A 22,139-nucleotide genomic window follows, 5' to 3' on the forward strand; every position below is an offset into this window, starting at 1 on the left:
GACAGATTTTATTTCTATAAATACTGTGAAAATTTTTTAATACCAAAGATTTAAAGTTACTGTGTTAAAAATCCTCTCCACTTTTAAACTAATGTATTATAAAAGCCAGTTGACACAAGTGTTACACTTTTGATAGAATTAACTAGAGGTGAAGAAAATGGCAACTGATAAAAATAGAATAATGATTAGCTTGGATGATAAAAATCTAGATAAACTTGAAAATTTAGTAGAAGATGCTAGAGATAGAAGAGGAATACGACTAACAAAGTCCCAGGTTATAGAATTACTCCTTAATACTGTTGATTATTTCGATGATATTATGGGAGCTATTTACTCAAAAAAATAACAGCAAAAATGCTATTATTTTTTTACAAACAGGTGCAACACTAGTGAAGTAGGAGTGATGAAATGGTTGTTTATATTAGACAAAGCAAACTACCAAGTGAAGTTTCAATTAATAAATACAATGCTCAAGTAGGTGCCTACTTACAAGGAGAAGAAATTATTTTATATCAATCTTTTTCTGAAATAGAACAGTTAACAAGTAAAGATATAGTTGTAGATTATATAATGGAGACCAGAGCATTACTAAAAATGATGGGGTTAAATGTTCCGGTTTATGACTATCCTATTGAGCTTAAAGACTTTTATGGTCGAAAGATTTATGAAGGTGTTTTAGGAGAGATTGTAAATATACCTGATAATTGGGGAAAATTTATTAAGCCTAAAGCTGGTTCAAAAGTCTTTACTGGAAGAGTTGTTAACGGAACCCGTGATTTGATAGGTATTGGTCTACCTTTTGACTATCCTATATGGATTAGTGAGGTTGTAGAATTCATAGCAGAATGGCGTTGTTTTGTTTTAGATGGTCGCGTATTAGATGTTCGACCCTATACAGGTGATTATCATGCACAATTTGATCCTAGTGTAATTGATAAAGCCATATCATGTTGGAAAGATGCGCCAATAGCTTATGGACTAGATATCGGTGTTACTAGTGATGGCAGAACACTTGTTGTTGAAGTAAATGATGGTTATGCATTGGGAAATTATGGCCTATCTCCTTTAAACTCAATCAATTTTCATAAAGCTAGATGGAAAGAAATGGTAAAACCTTATTTTGAAAAAAACGATGTCTTTACTATGCCTGAAAATGAAAATATAAGTTTCTAAAAAGAACAGAATTAAATCTGTGTATCTGCAACGAGTAAGTTGCAGTTTTTTGTTTTGAATAATGATATAATAGATTAAGAAAATAATGAAAACGCTATATATTTGAAAGTTGATTAGGAAAGCAGGAAGTATGGAAACAATTGATATGATTATTAAATCATCAACTGAGTTTTATAACGATTTGAAAACTGATGAACATGATAGATATCGTTCATGGGAGCATTGTTATTCACATTTTATGACAGCTCGAAAAGAGAATAATGTGAATCTTGATTACCTGAGTTTACAACTTGCATTTTATTTAGCAAGTTGGGGGATGTATCGAGGTTCTTCATTCTTATTACAAAAGGATTATAGAGTACATATACCTGTAGTAAGAGAAATCTTAAGCAATGAATATGATTCTCTAGCAGGAATAGAATGTAAAGATTTTAAAAATGAAACTAACCAAAAATTGCTAAAGGAAATTAATGAATTTATTGCAACTTATTATGATTAAATTAGGCGTGAAGTGAGAGGTTCAGCACTAAAAAACAACTTATCAGATACATTAATCACAAAGATACTGATGGGGACACTCGGTTGTGTTCCGGCATATGATAGATATTTTGTTTCTGGAATAAGATCACAAAAGATTGCAAGTGGAACCTATAACATTAAATCTATTTTACAACTAGTAGATTTTTATGAAAAAAACATAGAACAGTTAGATTCAGTTCAAAAGAATTTTAATGTTGCTGATATGCTGTATCCTCAAATGAAAATATTTGATATGGGATTTTGGCAGATTGGTTTTGACCTAGATAGTAAATAACTATTACGTCTATATATGGAATTGATAAATGGATTTACTTTAAAAGATAGAAACTCTTAATCTGAAGAGATTATTTATTGCTTAATATAAATTTTTCATTGAAAAGATTTTAGATTATTAACTTTCAGAGAATGATGTACCACAAATTAATTTTATTATGGAAAACAACTAGAAGCAGCCCATCAAGATATTTTAAATTAGATAATATTGCATTTGCAATTATAACAAAGGAGTACTAACATGCCGAAATATACCGACGAAGATATTAGAAAATTAAATAAAATCACATTAAAAATTGCTGGTGATTATTTAGGTATAAGTTCACAAGCAGTTGCGATAGGTCTTAGAAATAATCTTCTTCCAATTGGTTTTGCTATTCATAACGAAGAAAGAGACAGACGTTTCACTGAGAGTTGGTCATATCATATTATCGCTGAAAGAATGATTTCATACAATCATGGTAAGCTATCAGAGATCCGTGTTGAAAATATTGAAACTAGTTTAGATAAAATTATAGAGGAATTTAACGGATTAAAACAAGATTTACTTTTTATATTAAGCGAAAATGCAGAAGTGAAGAATTAGAAGTTTTTGAATTTGCGTTTTCGCTTGGTAAATATAAAAACGGTGATGTAAAATATAAGGGTAAAGGTGTTTCAAATGAAGATGATAAAGACCTTTTCTAGAGAAGAACTCTATGAAGAAATCTGGGAGATAAGTGCAAAACAAGTTTCATTGAAATATGATTTAAGCTATTCTGACTTACTCAAGAAATGTAAAGAATTTGAAATCCCAATTCCAAAGGGGAGTTATTGGTATCGTAAGAATACTGGACAAGACTTAAGTGAATTTATCGTTCCATTACCACAAAATGACGTAAATGAAGTTAATATTGATAGAAAAAGTTTAAAGAACAGTAGAATTAAAGCTGCTAAACATAAAGAAGATAGTATGGAAGATAAAAACGGAGATACTGTTAAACTTGATACAACTAGTATAAGAAGTTCATTATCATTTATAGACGACGATAAAATAGAGCGTATTATTGAAGCAGTTTCAAACCTAAACCAGGCTCCAAATAAGAGATTACATAAATCCGTAGCTAATCTAAGAGATAAAATTACAGAGTGGAATAAGAGGGAAAAAGCTGCTTCTTATCCTTACTTTGATTCTAGGCACAGATATAATGATTTAAAAGAACCTAAATTTGTAAAAAATATTTCACTAAATTCTCTTCCACGCTTATATCGCTTTTTAGATACACTAGTTACTGTTATTGAAAGAATCGGTGATAATGTAACTTCAAATTGGGATATTCAAATTGATAAGGATATTGTTCGTTTTGAAGTTATAGAATCAACAGACAAAGTAAGTCATGAATTAACAAAAGAAGAAGTTAAAGAATTAGCGAAGTACAATGATAGCGTTAAGTTTAATAGATATGCTTTTAAACCAAGAATAAAGAAGTATGACTATATTCCAAATGAAAACTTTCGATTTAAGATAATAGATGGTAAATACATTAAAGATACTAAAGAATTCACACTTGAACAATCAATCCCAGAAATAATTGTTTTAATTTACCAAGAGTATTATAAAGTTAAGAACTTACGCCTTGAACGTGAAGAGAAAGCAAGACTATACGAAGAGGAACAAGAGCGAAAAAGAAAATTACAAAATAGAATCGAAGAAGAGAAGAAGCGGACAATGTCTCTTCTGAATATGCTAGAAGATTTTAAAACAGCAAATGATTTAAGATTGATGGCTGATAAACTGGAGATAGCGGGGAAACTTAGTAAGGATGAAATTGATTGGATTAGATCCAAAGCTGACTGGATAGACCCAATAGTTTCTTCAACAGATGAATTACTAGGAATTAGAAATCATGAAAATTCTAGAGAACAAAAGGAACAATATCTAAGTGAGAAAAGGTACTACTGGTAACTTTGTGTTTTTATTTTTACAGATTGTAGTGTTATAGGAGTATATGATTAACTATTTTAGTAATAAATAGTTTTACATATTTATTTTAAATAGCCATTTGATACAAGATAGTATATACTTTCATTCTGAAGTTTAATTTTAAACAACAACTCAGTCACTTTCATTCTATAATATAGAAGTTTGCTAGCACCACACGTGGAGTGTGTAAGCTTGTTGGAGAAACGAAGTTAATCCTCAAAAGGTTCCCCAAACCTTTTGAGTTCCGCATACGCATCACGTGGAGTGTGTAGGATTGCTTGTACGAGCTGAGTCATCAGCGAAGTAGAAGTAGATTCTCCGCCAATGGGATAGCTGTCGTAGAGTAAGGAGTTTACGACGAAACGATAAGGTAAGTCCGAAACGCTCAGTGTGTAGCTTTGTTGCTAAAAGCGTAGAAACCTTTGAACGAAAGGAATAATAGACTTTCTGCGAAACAAAATATAATACAATAAAACTATGAATTCTGAAGCAAGTCAGCAATTAAGCGATAGCCGTTTCAAGAGCCTTGTAGGTGTTCAGCGCACGACTTTTGAAGAGATGTTAGCTGTGTTAAAAACAGCTTATCAACGTAAACGCGCAAAAGGTGGACGAAAACCCAAATTAAGCCTAGACGATCTCCTCATGGTAACTATTCAATACATGCGAGAATAGTGCACTTATGAACAAATTGCGGCTGATTTTGGCATTCACGAAAGCAACATAATTAGTCGGAGTCAATGGATTGAAGCAACTCTTATTCAAAATGGTTTTACGATTTCAAATTCTGCCTTAATTCTGTAAAAACAGTAAAATTCGAAGGATTGTAAGGTAAGAGTTTTTTTCTTTCTGAAAAAATGGTATAATAGCAATCAAAACTAGAAAATAAAACGGAATTTGGAACAGATTTGTCTGTATCCTAGTAGAGTGGTGATACTATGAAGATTAGTAAGAGGCACTTATTAAATTATTCCATCTTGATTCCTTACTTGCTTTTATCTATTTTGGGCTTGATTGTGGTCTATTCGACCACCAGCGCTATTTTAATTGAAGAAGGCAAGAGCGCCTTGCAATTGGTTCGAAACCAAGGAATCTTTTGGATTGTTAGTTTGATACTGATTGCCTTAATTTATAAATTGAGACTAGATTTTTTGAGAAATGAGCGACTAATCATTTTAGTTATATTGATAGAAATGCTTTTATTGTTCTTAGCTCGTTTTATTGGTATTTCCGTAAACGGGGCATACGGTTGGATTTCGGTTGCAGGAGTAACTATTCAGCCAGCTGAGTACTTAAAAATCATTATTATTTGGTATTTGGCTCACCGATTCTCCAAACAGCAAGAAGAAATAGCTATTTATGATTTTCAAGTTTTGACTCAAAATCAATGGCTTCCCCGTGCTTTTAATGATTGGCGATTCGTTCTCCTAGTTCTGATTGGAAGTTTGGGAATTTTCCCTGATTTAGGAAATGCGACTATTTTAGTCTTGGTTTCCTTGATTATGTATACAGTTAGTGGAATCGCTTATCGCTGGTTTTCAACCATTCTGGCCCTCGTATCTGCCGCTTCTGTCTTTTTCTTGACCACTATCAGCCTAATCGGTGTTGAGACCTTTTCAAAAATTCCAGTATTTGGCTATGTAGCCAAGCGCTTTAGTGCCTTTTTTAATCCTTTTGCCGATCGTGCGGATGCGGGTCACCAGTTATCTAATTCTTATTTTGCCATGGTCAATGGCGGTTGGTTTGGTCTAGGTCTTGGGAATTCGATTGAAAAACGAGGTTATTTACCAGAAGCTCATACAGACTTTGTCTTTTCTATCGTGATTGAAGAATTTGGCTTTGTTGGTGCCAGTCTTATTTTAGCTCTCTTGTTTTTCATGATTTTGCGGATTATCTTGGTCGGTATCCGAGCGGAGAATCCTTTCAATGCCATGGTTGCACTCGGTGTCGGAGGGATGATGTTGGTTCAGGTATTTGTCAATATCGGAGGGATTTCGGGCTTGATTCCATCTACAGGAGTAACCTTCCCCTTCTTATCCCAGGGGGGGAATAGTCTTCTAGTCTTGTCAGTGGCAGTGGCCTTTGTTTTAAATATTGATGCCAGTGAAAAACGCGCTAAGTTGTACCGAGAATTGGAAAATCAACCAATGAACCTTCTGTGAAGTAGAATAAAGAAAGGATAGTCTATGTCTCTTCAAAAATTAGAAAATTATAGTAATAAAAGTGTTGTGCAAGAAGAAGTATTGATTCTAACAGAATTGCTGGAAGATATTACTAAAAATATGCTTGCCCCAGAGACCTTTGAAAAAATCATGCAGTTGAAAGAATTATCAACGCAGGAAGATTATCAAGGTCTAAACCGTCTAGTGACTAGCTTATCAAATGATGAAATGGTCTATATTTCACGCTATTTTTCAATCTTACCTCTTTTGATTAATATTTCAGAGGATGTGGATTTAGCTTATGAAATCAATCATCAAAATAATATTGATCAGGACTATTTAGGTAAATTATCTACAACGATCAAAATGGTTGCTGAAAAAGAAAATGCCGTTGAGATCCTAGAACACTTGAATGTTGTCCCTGTTTTGACAGCCCATCCAACACAAGTGCAACGCAAAAGTATGTTGGATTTAACAAATCATATCCATAGTCTTTTGCGTAAATACCGTGATGTTAAGTTGGGGTTGATCAATAAAGAAAAATGGCACAATGATTTGCGTCGTTACATCGAAATTATCATGCAGACAGACATGATTCGTGAGAAAAAATTAAAAGTGACTAACGAAATCACGAATGCTATGGAATATTACAACAGCTCCTTTTTGAAAGCTGTACCTCACTTGACGACGGAGTATAAGCGCTTAGCGCAAGCGCATGGATTGAATTTAAAACAGGCTAAACCGATCACCATGGGTATGTGGATAGGTGGTGACCGTGATGGAAATCCCTTTGTTACATCAGAGACCTTGAAACAGTCTGCACTCACTCAGTGTGAAGTCATCATGAACTACTATGATGAAAAGATTTACCAACTTTATCGTGAATTTTCTCTTTCAACTAGCATTGTCAATGTCAGCAAGCAAGTCAGAGAAATGGCTCGTCAATCCAAGGATAACTCGATTTACCGCGAAAAAGAGCTTTACCGTCGTGCCTTGTTTGATATTCAGTCAAAAATCCAAGCAACAAAAACCTATCTGATTGAGGATAAGGAAGTTGGGACTCGTTATGAAACCGCCAATGATTTCTACAAGGATTTGATTGCCATTCGAGATTCTCTACTAGAAAATAAGGGCGAGTCCTTGATTTCAGGTGATTTTGTTGAATTACTGCAGGCAGTAGAGATATTTGGTTTTTACCTAGCATCAATTGATATGCGACAAGACTCTAGCGTCTATGAAGCCTGTGTGGCAGAACTCTTGAAATCAGCAGGAATTCATTCTCGCTATAGTGAGTTGAGTGAAGAAGAAAAATGTGACCTTCTCTTGAAAGAATTAGAAGAAGATCCCCGAATTCTTTCTGCGACTCACGCAGAAAAATCAGAATTATTAGCAAAAGAACTAGCTATTTTTAAGACGGCTCGTGTTTTGAAAGATAAGTTGGGAGATGATGTCATCCGCCAGACCATCATTTCGCACGCTACTAGCCTTTCTGATATGCTAGAATTAGCTATTCTATTAAAAGAAGTAGGACTGGTGGATACGGAAAGGGCGCGTGTTCAGATTGTTCCCCTTTTTGAAACAATTGAAGACTTGGATCATTCAGAGGAAACAATGAGACAATATCTTTCTCTTCCTCTTGCCAAAAAATGGATTGCCTCACGAAATAACTACCAAGAAATCATGCTTGGCTACTCTGACAGTAATAAAGATGGCGGTTACTTGTCATCATGTTGGACCCTTTACAAGGCTCAACAACAATTGACTGCTATTGGAGATGAATTTGGCGTTAAGGTTACCTTCTTCCATGGTCGTGGTGGGACTGTCGGTCGTGGTGGTGGGCCAACCTATGAAGCCATCACATCTCAACCGCTCAAGTCTATCAAGGATCGTATCCGCTTGACGGAGCAGGGTGAGGTAATTGGCAATAAATACGGTAACAAAGACGCCGCTTACTATAATCTTGAAATGCTAGTATCGGCAGCTATTAACCGTATGATTACTCAGAAGAAGAGCGATACCAATACCTCAAATCGTTATGAAGCCATTATGGATCAAGTAGTGGACCGTAGTTACGATATCTACCGTGATTTGGTCTTTGGGAATGACCATTTCTATGATTATTTCTTCGAGTCAAGTCCAATCAAGGCTATTTCAAGTTTTAATATTGGTTCTCGTCCAGCAGCTCGTAAGACGATTACTGAAATCGGTGGTTTGCGTGCCATCCCTTGGGTATTCTCATGGTCACAGAGTCGTGTTATGTTCCCTGGATGGTACGGGGTTGGTTCAAGCTTCAAGGAATTTATCGATAAAAATCCAGAGAATATTGCTATCTTACGAGATATGTACCAAAATTGGCCTTTCTTCCAATCGCTTCTTTCAAATGTTGATATGGTTTTGTCAAAATCAAATATGAATATTGCTTTTGAATATGCTAAACTTTGTGAAGACGAGCAAGTTAAGGCCATCTATGAGACTATTTTAAATGAATGGCAAGTTACTAAGAACGTTATCTTGGCTATTGAAGGACATGACGAACTCTTAGCTGACAATCCATATCTAAAAGCTAGTCTGGATTACCGTATGCCTTACTTTAATATTCTCAACTATATTCAGTTAGAGTTGATTAAACGCCAACGTCGTGGAGAATTGTCCAGTGATCAAGAACGATTGATTCATATCACCATCAACGGAATTGCAACAGGATTGCGTAATTCAGGTTGATAATTTTCAAGAGTGAGTATCAAAAAAATGCTAAAAGAGTCTTGACAAGTAGTTTAAAAATGATATAATTTAACCATTCAGAAAAGTAATCATTCAAACTTTTTAGAGAGTCTGTGATAGCTGAAAACAGATAAGTGGTAATGATGAAAATTGGGCTGAATGCTATTTAGAATTTGAAATCATAAAAATTCGGTGAGCACACCTTACAGTGCATCTCGTTATTGCGAGACAGAGCGATAGGGAAATTCCCTATAATTGAGGTGGTACCGCGCATCGACGTCCTCACACAAGTTTTTTGTGTGAGGATTTTTTTGATGGAGGTTAGTATGGAAAGAAAACGATGGCGTCACTTGTTTATACTCAATGAAAATCAAAGCACAAACTAGGAAGCTAGCCNNGACGAAGTCAGTAACCATAGCTACGGCAAGGTGAAGCTGACGTGGTTTGAAGAGATTTTCGAATAGTATTAGATAAGTGAAGTTTTTAAAGGAATTAAAAAGGAGAAATAGAATGAAAAATAAACGTTTAATTGGAATTATCGCTGCATTAGCAGTCTTAGTAGCAGGAAGCTTGATTTACTCTTCAATGAATAAATCAGAAGCTCAGAATAATAAGGATGAGAAGAAAATAACCAAGATTGGTGTGCTTCAGTTTGTGAGCCATCCATCTCTTGATTTGATTTATAAAGGAATCCAAGATGGGCTTGCAGAAGAAGGTTATAAAGATGACCAAGTTAAAATCGATTTTATGAACTCAGAAGGTGACCAAAGTAAGGTTGCGACAATGAGTAAACAATTGGTTGCAAATGGGAATGATCTTGTGGTTGGTATCGCAACACCAGCTGCTCAAGGTTTGGCTAGTGCCACAAAAGACCTACCGGTTATCATGGCTGCTATTACAGACCCAATTGGTGCTAACTTGGTTAAAGATTTGAAAAGACCAGGTGGCAACGTTACAGGGGTATCTGACCACAATCCAGCTCAACAACAAGTTGAACTCATCAAGACCCTGACACCGAATGTGAAAACAATCGGAGCTCTTTACTCAAGTAGCGAAGACAATTCAAAAACACAGGTCGAAGAATTTAAGGCTTATGCTGAAAAAGCAGGTCTGACAGTGGAAACATTTGCAGTTCCTTCAACAAATGAAATTGCCTCAACTGTCACTGTTATGACTAGCAAGGTAGATGCTATTTGGGTTCCAATTGATAACACCATTGCATCAGGATTTCCAACGGTTGTCTCTAGCAATCAAAGTTCTAAGAAACCAATTTATCCAAGTGCGGCAGCTATGGTAGAAGTAGGTGGTTTGGCATCCGTTGTAGTTGACCAACATGACCTTGGTGTGGCAACTGGAAAAATGATTGCGCAAGTTCTGAAAGGTGCAAAACCAGCTGATACCCCAGTCAATGTCTTTTCAACTGGTAAGTCAGTGATCAATAAAAAAATAGCTCAAGAACTAGGTATTACGATTCCTGAGTCTGTTCTCAAAGAAGCAGGACAAGTCATCGAATAAATAAGGTAGGGAGGAGGAGACTCTTCCCATTTTTTAAAAAGATGAATATAGAAAGGATTAAATAAAATATGATTGTTTCCATTATTTCTCAAGGATTTGTCTGGGCTATTCTAGGTCTGGGAATCTTTATGACATTTAGGATTTTAAACTTTCCAGATATGACAACAGAAGGTTCCTTCCCTCTTGGGGGAGCTGTTGCTGTCACTCTGATAACCAAAGGCGTGAACCCTTTTTTAGCGACACTGCTTGCTGTAGGAGCAGGTTGTTTGGCTGGTATGGCAGCAGGACTTCTTTATACAAAAGGGAAGATCCCAACTTTGCTCTCAGGGATTTTGGTGATGACTTCCTGTCACTCTATCATGCTCTTGATTATGGGACGTGCCAATTTAGGCTTACTTGGAACCAAGCAAATCCAGGATGTTTTGCCTTTTGATTCAGATTTGAACCAACTCTTGACAGGTCTTATCTTTGTCAGTTTTGTTATTGCTCTCATGCTCTTTTTCTTGGATACCAAACTCGGACAAGCCTATATTGCTACAGGTGACAATCCTGATATGGCTAGAAGTTTCGGGATTCATACTGGACGCATGGAGCTCATGGGCTTGGTCTTATCAAATGGTGTGATTGCCCTTGCAGGAGCTCTCATTGCCCAGCAAGAAGGGTATGCTGATGTATCTCGAGGGATCGGGGTTATCGTTGTGGGGCTTGCAAGTTTGATTATTGGGGAAGTTATTTTCAAGAGTTTGAGTTTGGCAGAACGTCTGGTTACCATCGTTGTAGGTTCTATCGCTTATCAATTCTTAGTGTGGGCGGTTATTGCGCTTGGCTTTAATACAAGTTACCTTCGTTTGTACAGCGCCGTGATTTTAGCAGTCTGCCTCATGATTCCAACATTTAAGCAAACCATCTTGAAAGGAGCCAAGTTAAGCAAATGACAGCAATTGTAGAATTAAAAAATGCAACCAAAATCGTTAAAAATGGCTTTGATGAAGAGAAGATTATTTTAAATGATGTTTCCTTAGAAATTTTTGAACAGGATTTCATCACGATTTTAGGTGGAAATGGTGCTGGGAAATCAACTCTCTTTAACACTATTGCAGGAACCTTGTCCTTAACCAGTGGAACCATCCGTATTTTAGGTGAGGATGTTAGCAAGTTTTCACCAGAAAAGCGGGCTAAGTATCTGTCTCGAGTCTTCCAAGATCCAAAGATGGGGACAGCTCCTCGTATGACAGTGGCAGAGAATCTCTTGATTGCCAAGTTTCGTGGTGAAAAGCGTGGATTGTTACCACGACGCTTGACTATTTATAAGGATGAATTTCAGGCGACCATTGAAAAAGTAGGAAATGGTCTTGAGAAACACTTGAATACACCGATTGAGTTCTTATCAGGTGGGCAAAGACAGGCTTTGAGTCTCTTGATGGCAACCTTGAAGCGTCCTGAATTACTCTTGTTAGACGAGCATACTGCAGCCCTTGATCCAAAGACTAGTGTTGCTTTGATGGAATTGACAGATGAATTTGTTAAGAATGACCAGCTGACAGCGCTTATGATTACTCATCATATGGAAGATGCTCTTAAGTATGGCAATCGATTAATTGTCATGAAAGAAGGACGAATTATCCAAGATTTGAACCAAGAAGAAAAAGCAAAAATGAAAATCTCTGATTATTATCAACTCTTTGAATAAAGTAGGGAAAACGAGTGAAATGGTTTACTTTTTTTCTGAAATAAAGTATACTATATAAAGTAAACTATGATAACATGGAGGTATTGTGTATGGTTGACAAACAAGTCATTGAAGAAATCAAAAACAATGCCAACATTGTGGAAGTCATAGGAGATGTGATTTCTTTACAAAAGGCAGGACGGAACTATCTAGGGCTCTGTCCTTTTCATGGTGAAAAAACACCTTCTTTCAACGTTGTAGAGGACAAGCAGTTTTACCACTGTTTTGGTTGTGGTCGCTCAGGTGATGTCTTTAAGTTCATCGAGGAGTACCAAGGGGTTCCCTTTATGGAGGCTGTGCAGATTTTAGGTCAGCGTGTTGGGATTGAGGTGGAAAAACCGCTTTATAGTGAACAGAAACCAGCCTCGCCTCACCAAGCTCTTTATGATATGCATGAAGATGCGGCTAAATTTTATCATGCTATTCTCATGACAACGACTATAGGGGAGGAGGCCAGAAACTATCTTTATCAGCGTGGTTTGACAGATGAAGTGCTCAAGCATTTTCGGATTGGTTTAGCACCTCCAGAACGAAACTATCTCTATCAACGTTTGTCTGGTCAGTATCGTGATGAGGATTTCCTAGATTCAGGACTGTTTTACCTCTCAGATGCAAATCAATTTGTAGATACCTTTCACAATCGGATTATGTTTCCCCTGACAAATGACCAAGGAAAGGTTATTGCCTTCTCAGGTCGTATCTGGCAGAAAACGGATTCACAAACTTCTAAGTATAAAAATAGCCGATCGACTGCAATTTTTAACAAAAGTTACGAATTATATCATATGGATAGGGCAAAAAAATCTTCTGGAAAAGCCAGTGAGATTTATCTGATGGAAGGATTCATGGATGTGATTGCAGCCTATCGGGCTGGAATCGAAAATGCTGTGGCGTCCATGGGAACAGCCTTGAGTCGTGAGCATGTTGAGCATCTGAAAAGGTTAACCAAGAAGTTGGTTCTTGTTTACGATGGCGATAAGGCTGGGCAAGCCGCGACTTTGAAAGCGCTGGACGAAATTGGTGATATACCTGTTCAAATCGTCAGCATGCCTGATAACTTGGATCCAGATGAGTATCTACAAAAAAATGGACCAGAAGACTTGGCCTATCTATTAACAAAAACTCGTATTAGTCCGATTGAGTTTTACATTCACCAGTACAAGCCTGAAAACAGTGAAAATCTGCAGGCCCAGATTGAGTTTATTGAAAAAATAGCTCCCTTGATTGTTCAAGAAAAGTCTATCACTGCTCAAAACAGCTATATTCATATTTTAGCTGACAGTCTGGCATCCTTTGATTATGCCCAGATTGAGCAGATTGTTAATGAAAGCCGTCAGGCACAAAGGCAGAATCGCATGGAAGGGGTTTCCAGACCGACGCAAATCACTATGCCTGTCACCAAGCAGTTATCGGCTATTATGAGGGCAGAAGCTCATCTACTTTATCGAATGATGGACTCCCCTCTTGTTTTAAACGATTACCGTTTGCGAGAAGACTTTTCATTTAACACACCTGAATTTCAGGTCTTATATGACTTGCTTGGCCAGTATGGCAATCTTCCTCCAGAAGTTCTAGCAGAACAGACAGAGGAAGTTGAAAGAGCTTGGTACCAAGTCTTAGCTCAGGATTTGCCTGCTGAGATGTCACCGCAGGAACTTAGTGAAGTAGAAATGACTCGAAACAAGGCTCTCTTGAATCAGGACAATATGAGAATCAAAAAGAAGGTGCAGGAAGCTAGCCATGTAGGAGATACAGACACAGCCCTAGAAGAATTGGAACGTTTAATTTCCCAAAAGAGAAGAATGGAGTAATAATGGCAACAAAACAAAAAGAAGTAACAACATTTGACGTACAAGTAGCAGAATTTATCCGTAATCATAAGCAAAAAGGGACAGCAACAGATGATGAAATCAATGCTAGTCTTGTCGTTCCTTTTACCTTGGACGCTGATGGGATTGAAGATCTCTTGCAACGGATTCAAGATGCAGGAATTTCTATCACAGATAACGAAGGAAATCCAAGTGCGCGTGTTCTTAGCACTGAAGAAGAGCCAGAACTCAGCGATGAGGACTTGATTGGTTCAACTTCGGCTAAGGTTAATGACCCTGTCCGTATGTACTTGAAAGAAATCGGGGTCGTTCCTCTCTTGACCAATGAAGAGGAAAAAGAATTGGCACTAGCTGTTGAAGCTGGTGATATTGAAGCCAAACAACGTCTTGCGGAAGCCAACCTTCGTTTGGTTGTTTCTATTGCCAAACGCTATGTCGGCCGTGGTATGCAGTTCCTTGACTTGATTCAAGAAGGAAATATGGGCTTGATGAAGGCGGTTGACAAGTTTGACTATTCTAAAGGATTCAAGTTCTCAACTTACGCAACTTGGTGGATTCGTCAAGCAATCACTCGTGCTATTGCGGATCAAGCTCGTACTATTCGTATCCCAGTTCACATGGTTGAAACGATTAACAAGCTTGTTCGTGAACAGCGTAATCTCCTTCAAGAATTGGGACAGGATCCAACGCCAGAACAAATCGCTGAACGTATGGATATGACACCTGATAAGGTTCGTGAAATCTTGAAGATTGCTCAAGAACCGGTATCCCTTGAAACACCGATCGGTGAAGAGGATGATAGCCACCTTGGGGATTTTATCGAAGATGAAGTGATTGAAAATCCAGTGGACTATACAACTCGTATCGTCTTGCGTGAGCAGTTGGATGAGGTCTTGGATACTCTTACAGACCGTGAAGAAAATGTTCTGCGTCTACGTTTTGGACTAGATGATGGAAAAATGCGCACCCTTGAAGATGTGGGTAAAGTCTTTAATGTCACTCGTGAGCGTATCCGTCAGATTGAAGCCAAGGCTTTGAGAAAACTACGCCAACCAAGTCGTAGCAAACCGCTTCGTGATTTTATTGAAGACTAAGAGTGAGGAAAATATGGCTTATACAGAAGAGCAAATTGAAAATATCAAAACACGAATTTTATCAGCCTTGGAAGAAGTTATCGACCCTGAGTTGGGAATCGATATTGTCAATCTTGGTTTGATTTATGAGATTCGTTTTGACGGCGACACAGGGCAAACAGAGATTGATATGACTTTGACAACTATGGGATGTCCTCTAGCAGACCTTTTGACGGATCAGATTTATGATGCTATGACAGAGGTGCCAGAAGTAACGGATACTGAGGTCAAATTAGTCTGGTATCCGGCCTGGACAGTTGAAAAAATGAGTCGCTATGCACGCATTGCCCTAGGCATTAAGTAAACATATAAAAGCATGTGAGAGACCGTTGGAAAAGTGAGGAAATTTCCCCCTCTTTTCCTCTAGTCTCTCCTTTCTTTTGCTGATTTTATTCAAAGAAAATGATATAATAGTAGTTATGGAAAAAAAGAAATTACGCATCAATATGTTGAGTTCAAGTGAGAAAGTAGCAGGACAAGGAGTTTCAGGTGCTTACCGTGAATTAGTTCGTCTTCTTCACCGTGATGCCAAGGACCAATTGATTGTTACAGAAAATCTTCCAATAGAGGCAGATGTGACTCACTTTCATACAATTGATTTCCCCTATTATTTATCAACATTCCAAAAGAAACGCTCAGGGAGAAAGATTGGCTATGTGCATTTCTTGCCTGATACACTTGAGGGAAGTTTGAAAATTCCATTTTTCTTAAAGGGAATTGTGAAACGCTATGTATTTTCTTTTTACAACCGGATGGAGCACTTGGTGGTGGTCAATCCGATGTTTATCGAGGATTTGGTGGCAGCTGGTATTCCACGTGAAAAAGTGACTTATATTCCTAACTTTGTAAACAAGGAAAAATGGCATCCACTTCCACAAGAAGAGGTAGTCAGACTGCGAACAGAGCTAGGTCTTAGTGACAATCAGTTTATCGTAGTAGGTGCTGGTCAAGTTCAGAAACGCAAAGGGATTGATGATTTTATCCGTCTGGCTGAGGAATTGCCACAGATTACCTTTATCTGGGCTGGCGGTTTCTCTTTTGGTGGCATGACAGATGGTTATGAACGCTACAAGAAAATCATGGAAAATCCACCTGAAAATTTGATGTTTCCAGGCATTGTATCGCCAGAGCGGATGCGCGAATTGTATGCTCTAGCGGATCTTTTCTTGTTGCCTAGTTACAATGAGCTCTTTCCTATGACTATTTTAGAAGCTGCGAGTTGTGAGGCTCCTATTATGTTGCGTGATTTAGATCTCTATAAGGTGATTTTGGAGGGAAATTATCGGGCGACAGCGGGTAGAGAAGAGATGAAAGAGGCTATTTTGGAATATCAAGCAAATCCTGCTGCCTTAAAAGATCTCAAAGAAAAGGCTAAGAATATTTCCAGAGAGTATTCTGAAGAGCATCTGTTACAAATCTGGTTGAACTTTTATGAGAAACAAGCCGCTTTAGGGAGAAAGTAAAAAGTGAGGTAATCTATGCGAATTGGTTTATTTACAGATACCTATTTTCCTCAGGTTTCTGGTGTTGCAACCAGTATTCGAACCTTGAAAACAGAACTTGAAAAGCAGGGACATGCTGTTTTTATCTTTACGACGACAGATAAGGATGTCAATCGCTACGAAGATTGGCAAATTATCCGCATCCCAAGTGTTCCCTTCTTTGCTTTTAAGGACCGCCGCTTTGCCTATCGAGGTTTTAGCAAGGCACTGGAAATTGCCAAACAGTACCAGTTAGATATTATCCATACCCAGACAGAATTTTCTCTTGGCTTGTTGGGGATTTGGATTGCGCGTGAATTGAAGATTCCAGTTATCCATACCTATCATACCCAGTACGAAGACTATGTGCATTATATTGCTAAGGGAATGCTGATTCGTCCGAGTATGGTCAAGTACTTGGTTAGAGGTTTCTTGCATGATGTAGATGGGGTTATTTGCCCGAGTGAGATTGTCCGTGACTTGTTATCTGACTATAAGGTCAAGGTTGAAAAGCGGGTCATTCCAACAGGGATTGAATTAGCTAAGTTTGAGCGTCCAGAAATCAAGCAGGAAAATTTGAAAGAACTGCGTAGTAAACTAGGAATTCAAGATGATGAAAAGATGTTGCTGAGTCTTTCGAGAATTTCCTATGAAAAAAATATTCAAGCAGTTTTAGCAGCCTTTGCAGAAGTTCTGAAAGAAGAAGACAAGGTTAAACTGGTGGTAGCTGGGGATGGTCCTTATCTGGATGATCTCAAAGAGCAAGCTCAGAAACTAGAGATTCAAGACTCTGTTGTCTTTACAGGGATGATTGCTCCTAGTGAGACGGCTCTTTATTATAAGGCGGCAGATTTCTTCATCTCGGCATCGACAAGTGAAACGCAGGGTTTGACCTACTTGGAAAGCTTAGCTAGTGGAACGCCTGTTATTGCTCACGGAAATCCGTATCTGGACAATCTTATTAGTGATAAAATGTTTGGTACCTTGTATTACGGCGAGTATGATTTGGCTGGAGCCATTTTAGAAGCCCTGATTGCAACGCCAGATATGAATGAGCATACCTTATCAGAAAAATTGTATGAGATTTCAGCTGAGAATTTTGGAAAACGGGTGCATGAATTTTATCTTGATGCTATTATTTCAAATAATTTCCAGAAAGATTTAGCCAAAGATGATACGGTCAGTCAGCGTATCTTTAAGACAGTTTTGTATCTTCCACAACAGGTGGTTGCTGTACCCGTAAAAGGCTCTAGACGCATGCTGAAGGCTTCAAAAACACAGTTAATCAGCATCAGAGATTATTGGAAAGACCATGAAGAATAGAAAGAGGAATAGCTATGAAAAAACAATTGATGAGAAGTGGTAGTGATCAAAAAATTGCTGGAGTATGTGCTGGGGTCGCAAATTATTTTGATATTGATCCAACTATCGTTCGCGTAATATGGGGTGTTCTTGCTTGCTGTTACGGAGCGGGAATTGTAGCTTATATCATTTTATGTATTATTGCACCAGTAGCAAGTGACTATTGAAAACTAGCTCAATTCATGCTAAGATAATAGAAAATAGAATGTAACGAAGGAGATAAAAATGGCATTTGGAGATAATGGAAATCGTAAAAAAACGATGTTTGAGAAAATAACCTTGTTTATCGTGATTATCATGCTAGTAGCAAGTTTATTGGGAATTTTCGCAACTGCAATTGGTGCCCTCAGTAATCTATAAAATAGATTCAAGAAAATTTAGTGACTGGGATTTCCCAGCCCTTTTTTAAAGTGAGAAGAAAAAATGAGTATGTTTTTAGATACAGCCAAGATTAAGGTCAAGGCTGGTAATGGTGGTGATGGCATGGTTGCCTTTCGCCGTGAAAAATATGTCCCTAATGGCGGTCCTTGGGGTGGTGACGGTGGTCGTGGAGGCAATGTCGTCTTCGTTGTAGACGAAGGACTACGTACCTTGATGGATTTCCGTTATAACCGTCATTTCAAGGCTGATTCTGGTGAAAAAGGAATGACTAAAGGGATGCATGGTCGTGGTGCAGAGGACCTCAGAGTTCGAGTGCCGCAAGGTACGACTGTCCGTGATGCAGAGACTGGCAAAGTTTTAACAGATTTGATTGAACATGGGCAAGAATTTATTGTAGCCCACGGTGGTCGTGGTGGACGTGGAAACATCCGCTTTGCGACACCAAAAAATCCTGCACCGGAAATCTCTGAAAATGGAGAACCAGGTCAGGAACGTGAGTTACAATTGGAACTAAAAATCTTGGCAGATGTCGGTTTAGTAGGTTTCCCATCTGTAGGGAAATCAACTCTTTTAAGTGTTATCACATCTGCTAAACCAAAAATCGGCGCCTACCACTTTACGACCATTGTGCCAAATCTAGGTATGGTTCGCACCCAATCAGGTGAATCCTTTGCAGTAGCTGATTTACCAGGTTTGATTGAAGGCGCTAGTCAAGGTGTTGGTTTGGGAACTCAGTTCCTCCGTCACATTGAGCGTACACGTGTTATCCTTCACATCATTGATATGTCAGCTAGCGAAGGTCGTGATCCTTATGAGGACTACCTAGCGATCAATAAAGAGCTGGAGTCGTATAATCTTCGTCTCATGGAGCGTCCACAGATTATCGTAGCCAACAAAATGGACATGCCTGAGAGTCAAGAAAATCTTAAAGAATTTAAGAAAAAATTGGCTGAAAACTACGATGAATTTGAAGAGTTACCAGCTATTTTCCCAATTTCTGGATTGACCAAGCAAGGTTTGGCAACGCTTTTGGATGCGACAGCTGAATTGTTAGACAAGACACCAGAATTCTTGCTCTATGACGAGTCAGATATGGAAGAAGAAGCTTACTACGGCTTTGACGAGGAAGAGAAAGCCTTTGAAATTAGTCGTGATGACGATGCGACATGGGTACTTTCTGGTGAAAAACTCATAAAACTCTTCAATATGACCAACTTTGATCGTGACGAATCAGTCATGAAATTTGCCCGCCAGCTTCGTGGTATGGGGGTTGATGAAGCCCTTCGTGCGCGTGGTGCTAAGGATGGGGACTTGGTTCGCATTGGTAAATTTGAGTTTGAATTTGTAGACTAGGAGATTGGTATGGGAGATAAACCGATATCTTTCCGAGATGCGGATGGCAATTTTGTTTCCGCCGCAGACGTTTGGAATGAAAAGAAATTGGAAGAACTATTTAATCGTCTCAATCCAAATCGTGCTCTGAGATTGGCACGAACTAAAAAGGAAAATCCATCTCAGTAAAGAAGCTAAACAATTCCGTGCCTCATCAGACACGGAATTTTGTGGTACGACTGGATATATAGCAAACTGAATTTGGAATAGCACAGCATATCTTCTAAAATATTGTTATCAATTGATTTGGATTTCAAAATTAAATTGTTTAATTCTTATTTCACTTTGTTATAGTATATCTGATGTCAAAGTTCTCGGCGAGTCAAATAGCGATTCCCAAGCCTGACTATCGTGAGGTAGCGGATTAAAACGGTCTGGGGATAGATCGTTTTAAGTCTGACGCTGGAAATAAGAATCGTCAGGGGAAGGGATAGCGAAATCGTGGCTCTACGAACAGGAACGTGATAGTAAGGCGTATATAGTAGATAAGGGGGCTCAAAACTCTAAATTCTAAAAAGGTAGTCGTAACCTATATACATAAAGCACGAGAGTAATTGAATTCGGACTAAGATTTTCTATTTTCACTGTAACCTTTTAACGTCCTCATATCTTGTATACACGAGGAAAGATGTATGACTTATCCCGTGAGGTCTATCACTATAAAGAGAAAACGACAGATAGAAGTGATCCTGAGTCACGGTTATCTTTAAAATAGATTGTCTGATAGGATGCTAGCCTGAAAACGTCTTGTTCATGAAATATAGGACGGTATGTATAAAACGCTTCTGTGAACTGAGAGAAGGGGGAGAAGTTCTTTCTAAAGTTTAGTTGAACAGCCGTATTCCGATACTTAGATAAGGGAGCTAGTCTTAGCTCCTACTCGATTTCAGGGGACAAAAAAGGGGTAATAGCGCTTCGAGAAAGATTATACTCAAAATCTCTTCAAACCACGTCAGCGTCGCCTTGCCGTATATATATGTTACTGACTTCGTCAGTTCTATCTGCAGCCTCAAAACAGTGTTTTGAGCTGCCTTCGTCAGTCTTATCTACNNGCCTGCGGCTAGCTTCCTAATCTGCTCTTTGGTTTTCATTGAGTATCAGTGACTAACTCATCAACTCTGATTTATCCAATAAAATTGAAAAGGATGGAAAAAAGGTTGCATTTATGATATAATTTATTTTAAAGACCTTATTAGAAATCTTGAGAGAGTATTGAAAACTTAGAATGAGAAAAATTGTTATCAATGGTGGATTACCACTACAAGGTGAAATCACTATTAGTGGTGCTAAAAATAGTGTTGTGGCCTTAATTCCGGCTATTATCTTGGCTGATGATGTGGTGACTTTGGATTGCGTTCCAGATATTTCGGATGTAGCCAGTCTTGTCGAAATTATGGAATTGATGGGAGCTACTGTTAAGCGTTATGACGATGTCTTGGAGATTGATCCAAGAGGTGTTCAAAATATTCCAATGCCTTATGGGAAAATCAATAGTCTTCGTGCATCTTATTATTTTTATGGAAGTCTTTTAGGTCGCTTTGGTGAAGCCACAGTTGGCTTGCCTGGAGGATGTGACCTTGGTCCTCGTCCGATTGACCTACACCTTAAGGCTTTTGAAGCTATGGGTGCCACTGTTAGCTACGAGGGAGATAACATGAAGTTATCTGCTAAAGATACAGGACTTCATGGTACAAGTATTTACATGGATACGGTTAGTGTAGGAGCAACGATTAATACGATGATTGCTGCGGTTAAAGCAAATGGTCGTACTATTATTGAAAATGCAGCCCGTGAACCTGAAATTATTGATGTAGCTACCCTCTTGAATAATATGGGTGCCCATATCCGTGGGGCAGGAACCAATATCATCATTATTGATGGTGTCGAAAGATTACATGGGACACGTCATCAGGTGATTCCAGACCGCATTGAAGCTGGAACATATATTTCCTTAGCTGCTGCAGTTGGTAAAGGAATTCGTATCAATAATGTTCTTTACGAACACCTAGAAGGATTTATTGCTAAGTTGGAAGAAATGGGAGTGAGAATGACTGTATCTGAAGACAGCATTTTTGTCGAGGAACAGTCTAATTTGAAAGCAATCAATATTAAGACGGCTCCTTACCCAAGCTTTGCAACTGATTTGCAACAACCGATTACCCCACTTTTACTAAGAGCGAATGGTCGTGGTACAATTGTCGATACGATTTACGAAAAACGTGTAAATCATGTTTTTGAACTAGTAAAGATGGATGCGAACATTTCGACAACAAATGGTCATATTTTGTACACGGGTGGACGTAGTTTACGTGGAGCCAGTGTTAAAGCAACTGACCTGAGAGCAGGTGCAGCTTTAGTTATTGCTGGTTTGATGGCCGAGGGACAAACTGAAATTATCAATGTCGAGTTTATCTTACGTGGTTATTCTGATATTATCGAAAAATTACGTAATCTAGGAGCGGATATTAGACTTGTTGAGTATTAAACC

At 38.2% G+C, this 22,139-nt stretch carries 21 protein-coding genes, 1 pseudogene and 1 other annotated feature; all 22 genes and pseudogenes read left to right on the top strand.

Annotated features, from left to right (window positions below; translation table 11 throughout):
- The first annotated feature begins 157 nt into the window (after positions 1–157).
- The 22 genes and pseudogenes from HT669_RS02385 (at position 158) to HT669_RS02490 (ending at position 22,136) form a co-directional block, all read left to right on the top strand.
- On the top strand, positions 158–346 hold the full coding sequence (locus HT669_RS02385; RefSeq protein ID WP_000179767.1) for a hypothetical protein: 189 nt from the start codon (positions 158–160) through the stop codon (positions 344–346).
- Positions 347–408: 62 nt separating this feature from the next.
- Positions 409–1,173 carry an ATP-grasp domain-containing protein gene (locus tag HT669_RS02390; protein ID WP_000262013.1) on the top strand — a complete coding sequence of 255 codons (765 nt, stop codon included), beginning with the start codon at positions 409–411 and terminating at the stop codon, positions 1,171–1,173.
- A gap of 130 nt (positions 1,174–1,303) precedes the next feature.
- The gene (locus tag HT669_RS02395) at positions 1,304–1,672 is read left to right on the top strand and encodes a hypothetical protein (RefSeq protein ID WP_000447545.1); all 369 of its coding nucleotides are present in this window, start codon (positions 1,304–1,306) and stop codon (positions 1,670–1,672) included.
- A 69-nt stretch (positions 1,673–1,741) separates the two neighbouring features.
- Positions 1,742–1,987 carry a hypothetical protein gene (locus HT669_RS02400; protein ID WP_000536918.1) on the top strand — a complete coding sequence of 82 codons (246 nt, stop codon included), beginning with the start codon at positions 1,742–1,744 and terminating at the stop codon, positions 1,985–1,987.
- A gap of 240 nt (positions 1,988–2,227) precedes the next feature.
- Positions 2,228–2,572 (top strand): hypothetical protein, encoded by a 345-nt coding sequence (locus HT669_RS02405; protein WP_001127479.1) that lies wholly within the window; start codon positions 2,228–2,230, stop codon positions 2,570–2,572.
- Between the two features lie 75 nt (positions 2,573–2,647).
- Positions 2,648–3,931, top strand: coding sequence for a cellulose synthase (locus HT669_RS02410; RefSeq protein ID WP_172933617.1), 1,284 nt, complete (start codon positions 2,648–2,650; stop codon positions 3,929–3,931).
- Positions 3,932–4,426: 495 nt separating this feature from the next.
- A pseudogene (locus tag HT669_RS02415) lies at positions 4,427–4,741 on the top strand (transposase family protein); the annotation flags it as partial.
- Positions 4,742–4,884: 143 nt separating this feature from the next.
- Positions 4,885–6,108, top strand: coding sequence for an FtsW/RodA/SpoVE family cell cycle protein (locus HT669_RS02420; RefSeq protein ID WP_000703356.1), 1,224 nt, complete (start codon positions 4,885–4,887; stop codon positions 6,106–6,108).
- A gap of 24 nt (positions 6,109–6,132) precedes the next feature.
- Positions 6,133–8,829 (top strand): phosphoenolpyruvate carboxylase, encoded by a 2,697-nt coding sequence (gene ppc, locus HT669_RS02425; protein ID WP_023938109.1) that lies wholly within the window; start codon positions 6,133–6,135, stop codon positions 8,827–8,829.
- A 69-nt stretch (positions 8,830–8,898) separates the two neighbouring features.
- Positions 8,899–9,116 (top strand) — a binding site (T-box leader).
- A 223-nt stretch (positions 9,117–9,339) separates the two neighbouring features.
- Entirely contained in the window at positions 9,340–10,344 is a 1,005-nt protein-coding gene (trpX, locus tag HT669_RS02430) for a tryptophan ABC transporter substrate-binding protein (protein WP_101514597.1), read from the top strand.
- Between the two features lie 68 nt (positions 10,345–10,412).
- On the top strand, positions 10,413–11,279 hold the full coding sequence (locus HT669_RS02435; RefSeq protein WP_000637229.1) for an ABC transporter permease: 867 nt from the start codon (positions 10,413–10,415) through the stop codon (positions 11,277–11,279).
- Positions 11,276–12,034 (top strand): ABC transporter ATP-binding protein, encoded by a 759-nt coding sequence (locus HT669_RS02440; RefSeq protein ID WP_000125403.1) that lies wholly within the window; start codon positions 11,276–11,278, stop codon positions 12,032–12,034. The genes HT669_RS02435 and HT669_RS02440 overlap by 4 nt, the downstream gene beginning before the upstream one ends.
- An 89-nt stretch (positions 12,035–12,123) precedes the next feature.
- Complete coding sequence (gene dnaG / locus HT669_RS02445) at positions 12,124–13,884, top strand: DNA primase (protein ID WP_166727867.1); 1,761 nt, start codon at positions 12,124–12,126, stop codon at positions 13,882–13,884.
- 2 nt (positions 13,885–13,886) lie between these two features.
- Positions 13,887–14,996, top strand: coding sequence for an RNA polymerase sigma factor RpoD (gene rpoD / locus HT669_RS02450; RefSeq protein WP_000201907.1), 1,110 nt, complete (start codon positions 13,887–13,889; stop codon positions 14,994–14,996).
- Positions 14,997–15,009: 13 nt separating this feature from the next.
- Positions 15,010–15,339, top strand: a complete 330-nt coding sequence (locus HT669_RS02455) for a metal-sulfur cluster assembly factor (RefSeq protein ID WP_000331925.1) — start codon at positions 15,010–15,012, stop codon at positions 15,337–15,339.
- Positions 15,340–15,454: 115 nt separating this feature from the next.
- Positions 15,455–16,498, top strand: coding sequence for an alpha-galactosylglucosyldiacylglycerol synthase (gene cpoA, locus HT669_RS02460; protein WP_166727866.1), 1,044 nt, complete (start codon positions 15,455–15,457; stop codon positions 16,496–16,498).
- Positions 16,499–16,513: 15 nt separating this feature from the next.
- A complete protein-coding gene (locus HT669_RS02465; protein WP_050207536.1) occupies positions 16,514–17,839 on the top strand; it encodes a glycosyltransferase family 4 protein in 1,326 nt (441 codons plus the stop codon).
- A gap of 29 nt (positions 17,840–17,868) precedes the next feature.
- The gene (locus tag HT669_RS02470; RefSeq protein WP_166727871.1) at positions 17,869–18,045 is read left to right on the top strand and encodes a PspC domain-containing protein; all 177 of its coding nucleotides are present in this window, start codon (positions 17,869–17,871) and stop codon (positions 18,043–18,045) included.
- Positions 18,046–18,103: 58 nt separating this feature from the next.
- Positions 18,104–18,238 (top strand): DUF4044 domain-containing protein, encoded by a 135-nt coding sequence (locus HT669_RS02475; protein ID WP_000863859.1) that lies wholly within the window; start codon positions 18,104–18,106, stop codon positions 18,236–18,238.
- A 63-nt stretch (positions 18,239–18,301) separates the two neighbouring features.
- Positions 18,302–19,612, top strand: coding sequence for a GTPase ObgE (obgE, locus tag HT669_RS02480; RefSeq protein WP_050207537.1), 1,311 nt, complete (start codon positions 18,302–18,304; stop codon positions 19,610–19,612).
- Between the two features lie 9 nt (positions 19,613–19,621).
- Positions 19,622–19,780 (top strand): hypothetical protein, encoded by a 159-nt coding sequence (locus HT669_RS02485; protein ID WP_001808548.1) that lies wholly within the window; start codon positions 19,622–19,624, stop codon positions 19,778–19,780.
- 1,096 nt (positions 19,781–20,876) lie between these two features.
- On the top strand, positions 20,877–22,136 hold the full coding sequence (locus HT669_RS02490) for a UDP-N-acetylglucosamine 1-carboxyvinyltransferase (protein WP_023940713.1): 1,260 nt from the start codon (positions 20,877–20,879) through the stop codon (positions 22,134–22,136).
- Positions 22,137–22,139 lie beyond the last annotated feature (3 nt).

The sequence above is a fragment of the Streptococcus sp. 2100 genome, from assembly GCF_013276335.1.
Lineage (GTDB): Bacteria > Bacillota > Bacilli > Lactobacillales > Streptococcaceae > Streptococcus > Streptococcus pseudopneumoniae.